This window comes from Gallibacterium sp. ZY190522 (genome assembly GCF_054166015.1).
In genome coordinates, this window is record NZ_CM135118.1 from 1,816,329 (window position 1) to 1,830,822 (window position 14,494).

At 39.9% G+C, this 14,494-nt stretch carries 18 protein-coding genes; 2 read left to right on the forward strand and 16 right to left on the reverse strand.

The window, feature by feature from the left end; translation table 11 throughout:
• Positions 1-36 precede the first annotated feature (36 nt).
• The 6 genes from ACXPAV_RS08800 to nudE all read right to left on the reverse strand — a co-directional run bounded on the left by ACXPAV_RS08800 (position 37) and on the right by nudE (position 4,538).
• The gene (locus ACXPAV_RS08800; RefSeq protein ID WP_039136947.1) at positions 37-348 is read right to left on the reverse strand and encodes a nucleotidyltransferase family protein; all 312 of its coding nucleotides are present in this window, start codon (positions 346-348) and stop codon (positions 37-39) included.
• Positions 341-769 (reverse strand): nucleotidyltransferase substrate binding protein, encoded by a 429-nt coding sequence (locus ACXPAV_RS08805; protein ID WP_458003282.1) that lies wholly within the window; start codon positions 767-769, stop codon positions 341-343. Before ACXPAV_RS08805 ends, ACXPAV_RS08800 begins: the two co-directional genes overlap by 8 nt.
• 7 nt (positions 770-776) lie before the next feature.
• Positions 777-1,496, reverse strand: a complete 720-nt coding sequence (pgl, locus tag ACXPAV_RS08810) for a 6-phosphogluconolactonase (protein ID WP_458003283.1) — start codon at positions 1,494-1,496, stop codon at positions 777-779.
• Between the two features lie 2 nt (positions 1,497-1,498).
• Complete coding sequence (gene zwf / locus ACXPAV_RS08815; protein ID WP_039136953.1) at positions 1,499-2,998, reverse strand: glucose-6-phosphate dehydrogenase; 1,500 nt, start codon at positions 2,996-2,998, stop codon at positions 1,499-1,501.
• A gap of 183 nt (positions 2,999-3,181) precedes the next feature.
• Entirely contained in the window at positions 3,182-3,985 is an 804-nt protein-coding gene (gene cysQ, locus ACXPAV_RS08820) for a 3'(2'),5'-bisphosphate nucleotidase CysQ (RefSeq protein WP_458003284.1), read from the reverse strand.
• Positions 3,986-3,995: 10 nt separating this feature from the next.
• Positions 3,996-4,538, reverse strand: a complete 543-nt coding sequence (gene nudE, locus ACXPAV_RS08825) for an ADP compounds hydrolase NudE (RefSeq protein ID WP_458003285.1) — start codon at positions 4,536-4,538, stop codon at positions 3,996-3,998.
• A 126-nt stretch (positions 4,539-4,664) separates the two neighbouring features.
• Between nudE and hslR the strand changes: the two genes are divergently transcribed.
• Both hslR and greB read left to right on the forward strand, forming a co-directional pair.
• Entirely contained in the window at positions 4,665-5,072 is a 408-nt protein-coding gene (gene hslR, locus ACXPAV_RS08830) for a ribosome-associated heat shock protein Hsp15 (protein WP_039172124.1), read from the forward strand.
• Between the two features lie 3 nt (positions 5,073-5,075).
• Positions 5,076-5,561 (forward strand): transcription elongation factor GreB, encoded by a 486-nt coding sequence (gene greB / locus ACXPAV_RS08835; RefSeq protein ID WP_458003286.1) that lies wholly within the window; start codon positions 5,076-5,078, stop codon positions 5,559-5,561.
• A gap of 40 nt (positions 5,562-5,601) precedes the next feature.
• Here greB and ACXPAV_RS08840 read toward each other — a convergent pair whose 3' ends face one another.
• The 10 genes from ACXPAV_RS08840 to ACXPAV_RS08885 all read right to left on the reverse strand — a co-directional run bounded on the left by ACXPAV_RS08840 (position 5,602) and on the right by ACXPAV_RS08885 (position 14,488).
• Entirely contained in the window at positions 5,602-6,036 is a 435-nt protein-coding gene (locus ACXPAV_RS08840) for a SoxR reducing system RseC family protein (protein ID WP_458003287.1), read from the reverse strand.
• On the reverse strand, positions 6,033-6,986 hold the full coding sequence (locus ACXPAV_RS08845; protein WP_013746446.1) for a MucB/RseB C-terminal domain-containing protein: 954 nt from the start codon (positions 6,984-6,986) through the stop codon (positions 6,033-6,035). Before ACXPAV_RS08845 ends, ACXPAV_RS08840 begins: the two co-directional genes overlap by 4 nt.
• A 95-nt stretch (positions 6,987-7,081) precedes the next feature.
• Positions 7,082-7,645, reverse strand: coding sequence for a sigma-E factor negative regulatory protein (locus ACXPAV_RS08850; RefSeq protein WP_039136968.1), 564 nt, complete (start codon positions 7,643-7,645; stop codon positions 7,082-7,084).
• A 21-nt stretch (positions 7,646-7,666) separates the two neighbouring features.
• Positions 7,667-8,242 carry an RNA polymerase sigma factor RpoE gene (gene rpoE, locus ACXPAV_RS08855; RefSeq protein WP_039172141.1) on the reverse strand — a complete coding sequence of 192 codons (576 nt, stop codon included), beginning with the start codon at positions 8,240-8,242 and terminating at the stop codon, positions 7,667-7,669.
• Between the two features lie 142 nt (positions 8,243-8,384).
• A complete protein-coding gene (locus tag ACXPAV_RS08860) occupies positions 8,385-8,636 on the reverse strand; it encodes an FAD assembly factor SdhE (RefSeq protein WP_458003288.1) in 252 nt (83 codons plus the stop codon).
• Positions 8,637-8,807: 171 nt separating this feature from the next.
• Positions 8,808-9,923: an ABC transporter permease gene (locus tag ACXPAV_RS08865; protein ID WP_458003289.1), complete on the reverse strand. Its 1,116-nt coding sequence runs from the start codon at positions 9,921-9,923 to the stop codon at positions 8,808-8,810.
• Positions 9,920-11,026: an ABC transporter permease gene (locus ACXPAV_RS08870; RefSeq protein WP_458003290.1), complete on the reverse strand. Its 1,107-nt coding sequence runs from the start codon at positions 11,024-11,026 to the stop codon at positions 9,920-9,922. The genes ACXPAV_RS08865 and ACXPAV_RS08870 overlap by 4 nt, the downstream gene beginning before the upstream one ends.
• Positions 11,023-12,744 (reverse strand): ATP-binding cassette domain-containing protein, encoded by a 1,722-nt coding sequence (locus tag ACXPAV_RS08875; RefSeq protein ID WP_458003291.1) that lies wholly within the window; start codon positions 12,742-12,744, stop codon positions 11,023-11,025. The genes ACXPAV_RS08870 and ACXPAV_RS08875 overlap by 4 nt, the downstream gene beginning before the upstream one ends.
• The gene (locus tag ACXPAV_RS08880) at positions 12,744-13,580 is read right to left on the reverse strand and encodes an efflux RND transporter periplasmic adaptor subunit (protein WP_458003292.1); all 837 of its coding nucleotides are present in this window, start codon (positions 13,578-13,580) and stop codon (positions 12,744-12,746) included. The genes ACXPAV_RS08875 and ACXPAV_RS08880 overlap by 1 nt, the downstream gene beginning before the upstream one ends.
• Positions 13,581-13,756: 176 nt before the next feature.
• The gene (locus tag ACXPAV_RS08885; RefSeq protein WP_458003293.1) at positions 13,757-14,488 is read right to left on the reverse strand and encodes a tRNA1(Val) (adenine(37)-N6)-methyltransferase; all 732 of its coding nucleotides are present in this window, start codon (positions 14,486-14,488) and stop codon (positions 13,757-13,759) included.
• Positions 14,489-14,494: the final 6 nt, after the last annotated feature.

Sequence of the window (14,494 nt, forward strand, 5' to 3'; positions counted from 1 at the left end):
GGTGAAACAGATCACCTAAATAGTTAAATCACTAAATTATGCCGGCTTTTGCTGAATCACGATCGACTTCTGCATAATAATCGCTTGAAACGCCGGCGTAGTGGTCGCCCAGTCCACTACATCCACTTTCCAAGGCAAATCGCTGTCGCTAAATGCCTGTTCCACTTCACATAATTGCCTTAATGAAAGCGCTTTCTCACTCATTACCGCCAAATCCAAATCAGAAAATGTGGTTGCGGTTTGCTTTACTCTCGAACCGAATGCTCGCACTTCGTAATCCGGCAAGTAAGTACGTAAAATCTGTTTTACGATCTCAAAATGTTGTGGTTGGATGTCAAGCTTACACATTATGTTGCTTCAGTTGATTAAGTAAAAATTGTGCTGATTGTAAAAAGTCGGAAATTTGTTGATAAATCTGCTGCGCTTTGTCCTGATCATAAGTATGAGAGGTGACATTGCGCATTTTGCGATATAACAACCAATCTTCGACCGTATCAATCAACCCTGCTCTGGCACTTAAACGCAAAATATCTCGGAAATCACTACTGTCAATCTCTTCCGGCACAGCAGCAAGCTGTTTCAACTGGCGCTTCATCATTTTGATACTGAGTTCATAGACAAATTCAAATTTCTGAATCACACCAGCAATTAAGGTATCCTGAACAATCGCATCCTGCTGTGTAAACCACTGTTTATCCGCCAATTTTGCAATGGTTAATGCTAAAGAGGTAAATGCATTCTCTAATGCCGAGAGATCAAGCCGTTCCATATTTTTCCTATTTTTTAGACAATAATTGTGCTGCATCCTGATCTAAATACCATTCAGTTATGCCATACTTCGCTTTAATTTTAGCTGCCGGATAAGGTAGTGCTTCCGCTGGGCTGGTTTCGATCTCTTTTAAAATAGATGCTTTACCAGCACCGGTAACCAAATAGGTTACACGTTTAGCATTTTCAATTAATGCTGCCGTTTTGGAAACACGATACTGCCCACTTTCTGGATGTTGTGCAATTACAGCCCAATGCGAATCTGAAAAATCGGTCGCATTTGGAAACAGCGACGCAGTGTGTCCATCCGCTCCCATTCCTAAAATAATCCAGTCAAATACCGGCATTCCATTTTGTTTATCTTCGATCTGTTGCAAATCCTGCTTGAACTTTTCCAACGCCTGTTGCGGTGTTAATTCCCCATAAATACGATGAATATTTTCAGCCGGAATGACAATATGATCGAATAATAAACGTTGCACTTCACCATAATTACTTTCGACATCGCTCGGTTCAACCATTCGATCATCCCCCCACCAGAAATGTAGATTTTGCCATTGAATCTCTTGGCTATAAGGTGCTTTTGCTAATGTCTGAAACAACAATTTAGGGGTACTACCACCAGAAAGCGAGATATGCACAGCTTTACCTAATTGGCTGTAACGTTTAAATTCCCGGGCAATCTGCTCGACTACCGCTTGGGCAGTCGGAAAAATCTTATAATTCATTTTTATAACTCACAATAGTTAGTATCAGTTAAGTTTTTACACGGAAAACGCCATTCACGATTGCTACGACTCATTAATTTATTTGCCGCTTCAGGCCCCCAAGTGCCACAAGCATAACCGTGAATTTTAGGATTACCAGCTTTATAATCTAAAATAGGTTGAACGAATTTCCACGCTGCCTGTACCGCATCACTACGAGTAAATAGCGTTGCATCACCATTTAAGGCATCCAATAATAAACGTTCATAGGCAGAGAATAAATGCCCTTCTGCAATTGAATCATAATGGAAATCCATCGCCACTTCTTTCGCCTTGAAGCCGGAACCCGGCTGTTTTAAACCAAAGCTCATCACAATGCCTTCATCCGGTTGAATACGAATAATTAATTTATTTTCCGGTGCATTCATATTAAACACCGGATGTGGTGTTTTCTTGAAATGAATCACGATCTCTGTAACACGAGTCGGCATTCTTTTACCGCTACGGACATAGAATGGCACGCCACTCCAACGCCAGTTATCAATATTCAAACGCAATGCTATATAAGTTTCCGTACGAGATTGTGGATCAACGCCTTTCTCTTCACGATATCCCGGTAATTCCATACCTCTTACTTTTGAACGAGTATACTGACCAAGCACTAAATTCTCTTCGATAGTTTCCGCAGTTAATGGATGTAAACTCTGCAACACTTTTACCACTTCATCACGCATTGACTTTGCATTAATGACCGCCGGACTTTCCATCGCCACCAATGACAACACCTGTAATAAATGGTTTTGAAACATATCTCGCATTGCTCCCGAACCGTCATAATAGCCGCCACGCTCTTCAACACCCAATGCTTCCGCACCTGTGATCTCCACATAATCGATATAATTTCGGTTCCAAAGCGGTTCAAATAATCCGTTCGAGAAACGCAACACTAATAGATTTTGTACCGTTTCTTTACCTAAATAGTGGTCGATACGATAAATTTGGTGTTCTGCAAAAGAGCGATGAATTTTATCATCCAATTCGATAGATGAGTTCAAATCATAACCGAACGGTTTTTCAACAATTAAACGTTTCCAACCTTTCGCTTCATCATTCAAACCGTGTGCCGCTAAACATTCAGGAATCACACCATATAAGCTTGGTGGTGTAGAAAGATAATAAAGCACATTATCTTGACAGTGATGACGTGCATTAATATCGTCTAAACGGTTTTTAATTTTGGCATAATCATTGACATTTTTAGTATCAATTGCTTGATAATAAATATGTTGTAAAAAGACTTCTAAAATACCTTCGTTCACTTTTTCATTATCAATTAGACTTTGACGCAATTTATCGCGAAACGCCTGATCACTGAATTCTGTGCGACTTACGCCTAAAATGGCAAAATCTTCAGATAGCTTTTCATTTTCAAAGAGTTGGTATAACGCTGGAATCAGTTTACGGTGAGTTAAATCACCGGAAGCTCCAAAAATAACAATGGTATTATTATCTGGTTTTTGCATACTTTTTATTCCTACAACTTATTTTTACTGCTGTCCATATTATGGATGTTTCAATTTACATTACAGGCAATATATAAATTGCCCTGCTGTGAAAGAGGTTACACCTCTGCTAAATGAGGTACATTCTACCGCCGTGAATTAAGATAACGCTAATCGGTTTTACCTAAAGTAGCGATAACCCGATTACAAAAGGATCTTATGCCAATCCCAATTACGGCTACCAACCGCTATAAAATGTGGGTTAACAAATGTTTCTCGCCGGTTATAACTCAACGGTTGATGTTGTATCGTAAAAATATCACCACCACTCTCCTGCAAAATCACCTGTGCTGCAGCAGTATCCCATTCACCGGTATCACCCAAACGAATATAGCAATCACACTGTTGGCGCGCCACCAAAGTACTTTTCAAACCACTAGAGCCGTAAGTGATAAATTGATATTGAAACGCTGGATTTAATAGAGATAACATTTTTTGTTGATTAGCACTTCTACCAACTGCAATCTTAATTGGTTGTTCTCTATCAAACTGCTTTTGATGTATTAAGCGTGTTTTTTGCCCATTTTCTACAAAAAATGCCCCCTCTCCTTTTACCGCATAAAAGGTCTGTGCCAACACCGGCGCGTGAATAATACCGATAACAGGTTGGTGATTTTCCACCAAAGCGATCAATACGGAAAATTGATCGGTGCGATCGATAAACTGTTGCGTGCCGTCTAACGGATCAATCAACCAATAACGCTGCCATTGTTGGCGATCCGCTAACGGAATGGCGCAATTTTCTTCTGATAACACCGGAATAGTCGGCTCTAATTCACTTAACGCCTTGACTAAAAACCGACTTACCGCAATATCCGCCTCCGTTACCGGCGTTTGATCAGCTTTGATTTTAATATGGACATTCTGATGATAAAACGCTGTTAGCTGTTCGCCTGCCTGATAGGCAATAGTTAATGCCTGTTCCAACAAAGTGGTTAATGTTTTCATTTCAACCTCATTAACGTTGTGTCAGATATTTTTTCAGCAAGAACAATGCTGCTAAATTTCTTGCCTCATTAAAATTCGGATCTTCAATCAATTGATCAATATTTGCTAAAGGATAACGTACCAGTTGCAATGGCTCAGGTTCATCCCCCTCTAATTTGCTTGGAGATAATGTCTCTGCCAATAAAATATGCATTGGATTATTCATATAACCGGGAGATGAGATTAAGGTGCGTAATAACGTTAAACGTTCCGCCTTAAAACCAATCTCTTCCTGCAATTCACGATTCGCACTCTGTTGTGGCGTTTCACCGAGTTCCATCAACCCTTTCGGAAAACCAAGTTCATACTGCTCAGTCCCGACTGCATATTCATAAGTCAATAATAGATTTTGTTGGTCATCAATTGCTAAAATCATCACTGCACTGCGTGTCGAGGGCTTAAAACGCTCATAAGTCCGCAACTCACCATTAGAAAAACGTAAATCCACTGCTTGAATTTCAAAAAGTCGTGATTTAGCGGCTGTATTAATTGCCAAAATTTCCGGTTTTTTCATAAAAAAATTCACCTCCGCACTTTTTTGTTGTCATAATTACTGTGCTTTGTTTTACAAAAAACGATAGTAACGATACCATACTTAACCGAATTATTCGAACGCTTAGACAACTAATTTTTATTGATTATGGCAAAAGATAAACATCAACAGGAACAGGAAAATTATCGCCTTGACAAATGGTTGTGGGCAGCACGTTTTTATAAAACCCGTACTTTAGCCCGTGAAATGGTTGACGGTGGTAAAGTACATTACAACGGGCAACGCACCAAACCAAGCAAAGAAGTAGAAATAGGCGCAATGATCAAATTACGTCAAGGTAATGACGAAAAAGAGGTGCAAGTGTTAGCACTCTCCAATCTACGCAAGGCTGCTCCACTGGCACAACAACTTTATCAAGAAACGGAGGAGAGCATTAAAAGGCGAGAACAGTTAGCGTGGGCAAGAAAAGCGAATGCCTTATCAATGCCGAATCCAGAGCGTCGTCCAAACAAAAAAGAGCGTCGTGATTTATTAAAATTCAAATATCAACAATAATTTATGGCAAAATCAAACTATATTACTCGTACTGGCTGGAATACGCTGGATCAAGAGTTGAAATATTTATGGAAAGTGGAGCGTCCACAAGTAACACAGGCGGTTTCTGATGCAGCGGCATTGGGCGATCGCAGTGAAAATGCAGAATACATTTATGGAAAACGACGTTTAAGAGAAATTGATCGTCGTGTCCGTTTTCTCACTAAACGTTTGGAAGTGCTGCAAATCGTTGATTATCATCCTCGCCAAGAGGGAAAAATCTTTTTCGGTGCGTGGGTAGAATTGGAAACTGAAAGCGGTGATTTAAAACAGTACCGCATTGTTGGTTGTGATGAATTCGATCCGGCGAAAAACTGGATCTCTATAGACTCTCCCGTAGCACGTGCCTTAATCGGCAAAAGCATTGATGATGAAGTGAAAGTCGATACCCCATCCGGAAAAATCGTTTTCTATATCAATAAAATTTGGTATGACAAAAGCGGAATCTAATTTTCCGCTTTCTAGTTAGCTTTTATTTTCTTTTCAAGATTTAAATAATCCGCTCAATTAAAATCGGTTGGTATTTTTTCTGTCGCTGCAAATGGTGGTTCAATAATTTTACGATCACAAATGCCAGTACGGTCATCGCTGATGTAAAAACGATATTCTGCCACTCTTCAACAAACAGGTAATTTCCCAATAACACACTGAAAATTAACACAAATAATGGGATGGTATAAGCAATAAACTCTAATTTCAGTAAGGATTGTTCCGGCAGCCCGATTTCCACCGTTTCCCCGATCTTCATCGGTCTGGAGCAAGGGAAAGTAAAAAGATAACGGCTTGATTTTCCGGTTAATTCACTCAGTGCCGCTGTACCGCAACTTGCTTTGGATGCACAACCGCCGCACGCTTGATTTGCTTGACACTCAACTGTCACTTCACCTGATTGATAAGCAATTACCACCGCTTTTTCTGTAATCATTTGTTATCCTGTTTAAACTCAATGTCCTGCACAATTCGACGTGCCGTTGTTAATGGAATTTCGCCGACCAACACAACGGTTTTACCATTGACCACTTCGGTATAAAGCGTTTCTACGCCTTGTCGCCACGATTCATTAATCGGCATATCTTTCTGTTCCAATAGATAGAGCGAGAAAGAGAATAAACCGTCACTATAAAGCTGTGTTTGGATAGATGGCGATAACCCATCAGAATGAAATTTCACCAATTTAAAACCTTTCGGCAACCACGACGGTTTCCAGTTATAGTCGGTGGTATTCGGGCTATATATGGTAATTGCCGGTGGCTGAATCATTTTATCCGCCGATTCAGTTAAACTTGTTGTATCTTCCAACATAGAAAGATCAATCACTTTAAACTGCGATAACGCATTGCCGCTACGATCAACAATTTCTCCTCGCAATGGCAGGCTGTTTTGCTCATCAATCCAGATCGTATAAGCATAGCGAAATTCATCTTTCGGCATTAGTTTAATCACATTGGCTATACGATTAGCGATTCTGTCCTTACCTAACGGTACGAAATCGTAATACTGTGCTAACTGCTTGAAATCGCTATAAACAATATTTGGTAATGAATCAATAATTTTATCACTGCGAATACTAAACGGCGCATAATTAGCAGAAAAATAACTGATTGTATTATCACGCTGCCAAATTTCTGTTCTAGGTCCATCTAAATAAAGCAGCTGTGCATAATGTTTATGGTCGGCATATGCGTGTCGATAGTTCAATGAAAAATGAAGATTATCCTCACCATAAGTAAACAACATTGTGTAATTTTGCTGCTGAAATGCGGTTTTCATGTGGTTCAGATCAGCAATAATTTGATCAATCGGTGAGGAGGCATATGCAGTAGCGAAGCTGTTAGCAATCCAGAATACTGAGGTGAGGAATAACTTCTTAAACATATAATAAACCTGTGCCTATGGCGTAAATCAAGATGCCTATTATAAAACAACATCACCACCAAAATGGTGGTGATGTCGGGAAATTTCGGAAATTTTTATTCAGATTTTAAGTCAGAATATAAACGACGTTGTAATTGGTAATTCTGCAAAATTTCATTTAAACGTTTATTTTGCTGTTCCAACTGTTCTTTGCTCGGCACATTTTTATGCGAAACATTATAGCTAACTTCTTGAACCGATTGTGTAAACGGCAAAGTTTGTAACGCCGGAGAAACGGTAGTTTCTGTTTCAGAACCTTTATTCAAATTCTGGATGCTAAACACAGCGATTAAACAAACACTTGCAGCCACTGCGGTTTGCACAACAGGAACGACATATTTTTTCGCTTTAGCCCAGAAAGAAACTTTCGGCATTGCCGCAGTTTCTGGTTTCGGCTGTTCTTGCAACTGAACGGTTGTCTCTTGTTCAATTAATACTGCCATTCTTTCTGTAAAAGAAGTATCAAGTATGACTTCACTTTCATTTCGCATCACTGAACGTGCAATATGTAAAGTTGACCACGTCTGCTGTAACGCTTTATCTTGACAAAGACTTTCGACAAAGCCACGTTCTACGTCTTCACCATCCATATAAGCTGAAAGTTGTTCTTTATTTTGCATAATTTCCGCCTTTCCATTCAATTAATGTTTCACCAACGGTGCTAATTGATTTTCAATAAATTCTCTTGCTCTAAAAATTCGAGAACGCACTGTACCGACTGGGCAATCCATCACATCTGCGATCTCTTCGTAACTCATTCCTTCAAGTTCTCGTAACGTGATTGCAGTTTTTAATTCATCTGGTAATTCATTGATAGTTTTAAACACGATCTCTTTCAATTCATCAGATAGAATCAAATGCTCCGGCGTATCAATATTACGTAACTTCGCTCCAGCATCAAAACTTTCCGCATCTTCCGCCAAAACATCTTCCGTTGGTGGACGACGCCCTTGTGTCATCAAGTAATTTTTTGCTGTATTCACGGCAATACGGTAAAGCCATGTATAAAAAGCACTCTCACCGCGGAATGTATCCAAAGAACGATACGCTTTAATAAACGTTTCTTGAGCAACATCCGGAATATCATTAGCTGATACGTAACGAGTCAATAATCCAGCGACTTTATTTTGATAACGTGCAACCAACAAATTAAATGCTTTTTTATCGCCTTGCTGCGCTCTTTCCACCAAAATTTGATCTGTTAGTTGTTCACTCATCTAAGTGAAATCTCCATTTTTATCTTTATCTAACAGCTTCCCAAAACGGTCTGTAAGTTACACAGCAAGCAATGTATTGAACTGTTAGAGTTCAAAATTTAATAAAAGTTCAAAAATTTAAACAAAAAGTTTTTAGAGCTTCTCAAGATGCGGTCAGTTTCACTTTTATCAAGTTCACCATCTGTTGCAATTTATTGGTAGGTGCTTTTTCTTGATTCATTAACCATCGGAATAACTGCGGGTCAGTAAAGGTAAGCAATTCCAAAAAAGTGTCTTTCTGCTCATCAGCTAAATAATCAAACTCTTTTTTATAAAACGGCATTATCATTTTATCCAGTTCCAACATTCCCCGACGACAGTCCCATTCAATCCTTAATTTATTATAGTGTTTCATCTTATGCTTCTTTAATTGTGTTAATCATCAAAGCCGTATCTTATCAATTTTTATCAAGAATAACGAAGAAGAATTAGTAAAGAATTATGATTTTTGCAAAAATGATTATTTGGAATAGAGTTTATCTTTTCGCTCTTTTGCATAAAACTTTACATCACTGAACACTACCAATTATTCCAATCGTTGACTAAATAACCAACTTGCCACTGCTAAAGTACAAGCAGCAATAATTAACATTGGATAAAGGTTCAGCCACACCAATGCAGCGGACATATCTTTCAAAAACAGCCCGTTTACAATAATCAAGAAATGCTTAATCGGGTTGATTTCCACCACCCATTGCAACCAATTCGGCATATTTTCTACTGGTGAAGCATAACCAGAAAGTGCCACTGCTGGCACTAAAAAAATAAACGTACCCAAAATCGCTTGTTGCTGTGTTTTAGAAATTGCAGAAATAAATAAACCTACACCGACCATCGCCAAAATAAATACAAAAATTGCCGCAAACAACAACCAGAAAGATCCTACAAACGGCACTTTGAAAACGGTCAATACCAATACAAAAATAATCAGTCCTTCCGCTAAACCGACCATCACTGCCGGAATAGTCTTCCCTAACAGAATCTCCGCTGGGGTTAGCGGTGAAACCAAGATCTGATCAAAAGTTCCCAACTCTCGTTCTCTAGCAACGGAAAGTGCAGTAACCATCAAAGCCACTAATCCAGCTAAAATACCGACCAATGCCGGCACCGTGTACCACAAGTGCTGTAAATTTTCATTGAACCAATTTCTGGTCAACACCACAACCGGCAACCCCTGTTTACCCTGTTGCTGCGCCAGTTCGGCATTATATTGCAGAATAATTTGCGCGACATAATTGTGAATAATTTGTGCCGAATTGGAATTACGTCCATCCAACAACAGCTGAATATTTGCCGCCTGCCCCGACAACAGTTTTTGACTGAAATCTGCCGGAAACTGGATTGCCATCAATACTTTTTTATTAGCCAACCGCTGTTGTAATTGCTGCTCGCTCTGCACATATTGCAACTCGGTAAAGGTAGGTGAAGCTGCAATGCGTTGAATCACTTCGGTACTATAAACACCGTGATCTTGGTTATAGATCGCCACGGAAATATTTTTCACCTCCAATGTGGCAGAATAAGAGAAAAGGAAAAGTTGCAACAATGGCGGCCCAATCAACACCAATCTACTACGCGGATCACGAAACAGCGCCAATAACTCTTTGATGATTAATGCCCAAATACGTCCATTGAAAATCATACATCGATCCTTTTATGTGTTTTGCGTTTTGTAAAAAGAAAAGTCAAAATGCCGATAATCAACATTATGCAGATCGCTTGCGCCAATAATCCCCATACATTGCCAGATAAAAATAACGTTTGCAAAATAGTCACATAATAACGCACGCTAAATAGATAGGTCAGCCACTGTATCGGCAACGGCATTGAGCTGATTTCAAACACAAAACCGGACAACATAAAAGCGGGCAAAAAAGCAAATAAAATTGCAATTTGTGAAGCAACAAATTGATCCTTTGAAAGCGAAGAGATCAACAATCCCTGCCCTAACGCACAAATCAGGAAAACAGAGGTGGCAATAAACAATACCAACAGCGATCCTCTAAACGGCACATCATAATAAAGCGTTGTTACCAAAAAACAGATCAACATTGAACCGATACCCAAAATATAATAAGGGATTAATTTTCCTAATAAAATTTGAGTAATGGTTACTGGTGTCGCCATCATTGCTTCCATCGTGCCACGTTCCCATTCTCGTGCAACCACTAGGGCTGTTAATAATGTACCAATCAAAGTCATTGTAATCGCCATTGAACCCGGCAATAGAAAATAACAGCTTTTTAATTCAGGGTTAAAGAGATAACGTTCCTGCAAGCCAATGCCACCACTCGCCTCATCAGTGGTATTTTGTTGTTGTAACCAATTCTGAATGACACCGCTGGTATAACCATTAACGAACATTGCTGTATTCGGCTGCGAGCCATCGGTTAACACCTGAATTTGCGCCGGTTGTTGCTGTAATAATTGTCGGCTAAATTGAGGCGAAATCACCACAATCCCTTTAATATCGCCAGCGATCAAATCCTGATATAAAGCACGGCGATCATCCGCAAAACGGCTGTCTAAAAAACGTGAATGACGGAATGCGTCAACTAATTCTGTAGCCAATGGTGATGAAGATTGATTAACCACGCCGATATTGACTTTGTTGCTATCTAAATTGATACCGTAACCAAAAATAAACAACAGAATAAAAGGCAACACAAAAGCAATCAGAATAGAAGAGGGATCGCGAATAATCTGCAACATCTCTTTATAAACTAACGCCCATAATCGTTTCATATTGCCCCCTTAGCCTGATCCTTCGCCTGCACTAGTGCAATAAATGCATCTTCCAATGTCGGTGACTGTAAACCTGCCTGCCGTATTGCCTGCTGTTTTAATTCATCCGGCGTGCCGGTAGCAATGTTTTCACCGTGATAAATCAAACCGATACGATCACAATACTCCGCTTCATCCATAAAATGCGTGGTGACCATCACCGTAACACCTTTGCCCACCATCGCATTGATATGCAGCCAAAATTCACGTCTGGTAATCGGATCAACCCCCGAAGTCGGCTCATCCAAAAACAGAATATCCGGCTGATGAATCACAGCACAAGCAAGTGATAACCGCTGTTTAAACCCTAACGGCAAATCGCCGGCATTCATTTTCAAATAAGGTTTAAAATCAAAAATATCGATCATCATTTCAATACGTTCACGTTGTGCTTTGCCGGTAACGCCATATAAACCGGCAAAAAAACGTAAATTTTGTAACACATCTAAATTGCCGTACAGTGAAAAACGTTGTGCCATATAGCCGATTCTGCTGCGTGCCTGTGAGGTGGCATAACGTAAATTCAAACCGGTAACGAAACATTCTCCGGCAGTCGGCTGCAACAAACCGCACATCATTTTAAATGTGGTCGATTTACCGGCACCGTTCGGCCCTAATAAGCCAAAAATCTCACCACGTTTAATCGAAAAGGTATTATCTTTAACCGCGACAAAATCACCGAATTTTTTGGTTAAACCTTTAGCATCAATAACAGGTTTACCATCATCTGGTTTAGCTTTAATCTGTGCTGCCAATGCTGAATTTCCACCGGGGCCTCCACCTAAACGATTAATAAAGGCATCTTCAAAACAGGGATTAACGGGCTGCCACTTACCCTGTGATAACTGTGGTTTTGCCGCTTCCGTTTTCAACACAATCCGCAAATTACTGCCTTGAATAATGCCGTCCATCACCTGTGGTTGCTGCAATAAATGAATTAGACGGGAACGCCTGTCCGCCACCGGAATATCGCTTACTTGAAAAACACGTCCTCGCACCGATTCCAACAAGCCTTGTGGCGCACCGTCATACAATTTTTTGCCTTCATTCAGCAAAATGACACTATCGCACTTTTCCGCTTCATCCAAATAAGCGGTTGACCACAACACTGCCATTCCTTGCTCTACTAACGCTTGCACCAATTTCCACAATTCACGCCGTGAAACTGGATCAACACCAACGCTTGGTTCATCTAGCAATAACAACTTCGGATCTCCGACTAATGCACACGCCAAACCCAATTTTTGTTTCATTCCGCCGGAAAGCTTACCGGCTAAACGCTGTTGAAACGCTGCCAAATCAGTAAAAGCCAACAATTTGTCAAACTTCTCTTTTCTGGAAGCACCGCTGATTAAACGCAAATCCGCATATAAATTCAGATTTTCGATAACCGTTAAATCTTCATACAAACCAAATTTCTGCGGCATATAACCACTGATTTGATGAATGGTTTCAGCGTCATCATTGACATTGAGTTGATCGACCGTAATCGTGCCACTATCTGCCTGCATTAAACCGATAATATGACGAATTAAGGTCGTTTTACCTGCACCGTCCGGCCCAACCAAACCGGTCATTTTGCCGGGAAAAATCTGTGCCGATACAACATCAAGTGCCGGTTTATCCATTCCTTTGAAATGTTTGGTCACCTTATCGATAACCACCATTGCTTGTGACATTATTTATCCTCAACCTTTTTATTAATAAATAAAGTCACCGGCATACCTTGGCGTAAACTGTTATCACTGTTTTCGACCATAACTTTGAAACGATAAACCAATTCCGTTCTTAACTGTTCGCTTTCCACATTTTTGGGCGTGAATTCCGCTTGAGGTGAAATAAAACCGATCTGCCCGGTATATTGTGCGCCGCTGTCGGTAACGACAGTCACTTTTTGCCCTTGATAAAGATTGCCTAAATTTGGTTCATCTACATAAGCACGTACCCACACCGGTTTTTGTAATGAAATGGCGTAAATCGGTAAACCAGCATTAACCACACTGCCTTTTTCTCGCACTCGGGTTAACACCACACCATCACTCGGTGCAATCAATTTTGTGTCTGCCAAACGAGTTTCTGCAATTGATACTAATGATTTAGAAATATCCACTTGTGCCAAAGCTCGATCACGAGATGCTACCACATCATCATAGTCCGCATCGGACACCGCATTTTTCTTGATTAATCCCTGTACACGTTGATAAAGTTTTTCCGCTTGCACCAACGCTGCTTTCGCATCCGCCAATTTAGCTTTAGCTAAAATAAGTTCATCCTGAAAGGTTTTCTGTTCTAATGTCGCCAGTAAATCACCGGCTTTCACTTGATCGCCTTCATCCACCAATAGCTGTTCAACTTTACCGGCAACTTTAAACCCAAGATTAACATCACGAATATCAACATTGCCGTACAACCTAATTTCGCTTTCATTCACGGCTTGTCGTTGGTGTTGTTGGAAAAGATAATAACCGCTTAATCCGATAATAATGAGGAGTAAAAAAATAAGACTTTTTTTCATAGCACAATCCTTAACCATTCCGTTGCATTGTCTACTGTTTGATCATACTCCTCTCGGCAAGGATCTTCATCCACTGTGTCCGGAAACTGTGACATTAAACAGAAAATAGCGATAAATGATGATTATCAGACGAATAATCACTAAAGAAACTGTCCATTAACAATCAAAACTGTTCTTTACAACTTCAAATAGAAAGGTTTAAACATTGGAATAACATCAGAATGATAACAGTGTTGTTGATCATAAATAGTTAATTTGCTCTGTTTAGGTGATGCCTTATTTACTAAAAAAGTGAACGTTAATAACATTCTTTGTGGCATTTTTCCCTCTTTGGTAATAACGTAACAAATTTCTGTACAACACAGTTTTGATGAGGTTGCCAACAATTGCTGTTGCAAAAAGATTCCTGCTTGAAACGGTAATACAAATTGTATTTTACCGCTCATACTTAGACAATTTTCAGCGGCAAGCAACCAGTCCAAATGGGATAAATCACCAATATAACGTGCAGTTTCTCTAGATTGATCCCTACATTGATTGGCACGTTCAAAATAAGGCGGATTTGCTACAATAAGATCGAAACGCTGTGATGTTTCTCGACAAAATTGCTGCATTGATTGATGATAAATCGTAACACGCTCCGACCACGGAGAAATTGCTACATTATCGACTGCCTGACAATAAGCATTTTCTTCAATTTCAACACCAACAATTTTACAATCCGATGCACTTCTTTGTGCCAACATCAAAGCAATTAATCCAGTGCCACAACCTAAATCTAATATCCGTTTTGCACCGACAATATCCGCCCACGCACCAAGCAGAACCCCGTCTGTACCTACTTTCATTGCACTGCGGTCGTGATAAATTTTAAATTGCTTAAACTGAAAACAGTCTGATTTTGCCATTGTTAA

Coding starts and splice junctions, on each gene's coding strand:
- ACXPAV_RS08875 (WP_458003291.1), bottom strand. CDS start 12,744: ATGTCACAAGCAATGGTGGTTATCGATAAGGTGACCAAACATTTCAAA.
- ACXPAV_RS08865 (WP_458003289.1), bottom strand. CDS start 9,923: ATGATTTTCAATGGACGTATTTGGGCATTAATCATCAAAGAGTTATTG.
- ACXPAV_RS08885 (WP_458003293.1), bottom strand. CDS start 14,488: ATGGCAAAATCAGACTGTTTTCAGTTTAAGCAATTTAAAATTTATCAC.
- ACXPAV_RS08805 (WP_458003282.1), bottom strand. CDS start 769: ATGGAACGGCTTGATCTCTCGGCATTAGAGAATGCATTTACCTCTTTA.
- ACXPAV_RS08800 (WP_039136947.1), bottom strand. CDS start 348: ATGTGTAAGCTTGACATCCAACCACAACATTTTGAGATCGTAAAACAG.
- ACXPAV_RS08880 (WP_458003292.1), bottom strand. CDS start 13,580: ATGAAAAAAAGTCTTATTTTTTTACTCCTCATTATTATCGGATTAAGC.
- ACXPAV_RS08850 (WP_039136968.1), bottom strand. CDS start 7,645: ATGCAAAATAAAGAACAACTTTCAGCTTATATGGATGGTGAAGACGTA.
- pgl (WP_458003283.1), bottom strand. CDS start 1,496: ATGAATTATAAGATTTTTCCGACTGCCCAAGCGGTAGTCGAGCAGATT.
- ACXPAV_RS08860 (WP_458003288.1), bottom strand. CDS start 8,636: ATGAAACACTATAATAAATTAAGGATTGAATGGGACTGTCGTCGGGGA.
- zwf (WP_039136953.1), bottom strand. CDS start 2,998: ATGCAAAAACCAGATAATAATACCATTGTTATTTTTGGAGCTTCCGGT.
- hslR (WP_039172124.1), top strand. CDS start 4,665: ATGGCAAAAGATAAACATCAACAGGAACAGGAAAATTATCGCCTTGAC.
- ACXPAV_RS08870 (WP_458003290.1), bottom strand. CDS start 11,026: ATGAAACGATTATGGGCGTTAGTTTATAAAGAGATGTTGCAGATTATT.
- greB (WP_458003286.1), top strand. CDS start 5,076: ATGGCAAAATCAAACTATATTACTCGTACTGGCTGGAATACGCTGGAT.
- ACXPAV_RS08845 (WP_013746446.1), bottom strand. CDS start 6,986: ATGTTTAAGAAGTTATTCCTCACCTCAGTATTCTGGATTGCTAACAGC.
- rpoE (WP_039172141.1), bottom strand. CDS start 8,242: ATGAGTGAACAACTAACAGATCAAATTTTGGTGGAAAGAGCGCAGCAA.
- cysQ (WP_458003284.1), bottom strand. CDS start 3,985: ATGAAAACATTAACCACTTTGTTGGAACAGGCATTAACTATTGCCTAT.
- ACXPAV_RS08840 (WP_458003287.1), bottom strand. CDS start 6,036: ATGATTACAGAAAAAGCGGTGGTAATTGCTTATCAATCAGGTGAAGTG.
- nudE (WP_458003285.1), bottom strand. CDS start 4,538: ATGAAAAAACCGGAAATTTTGGCAATTAATACAGCCGCTAAATCACGA.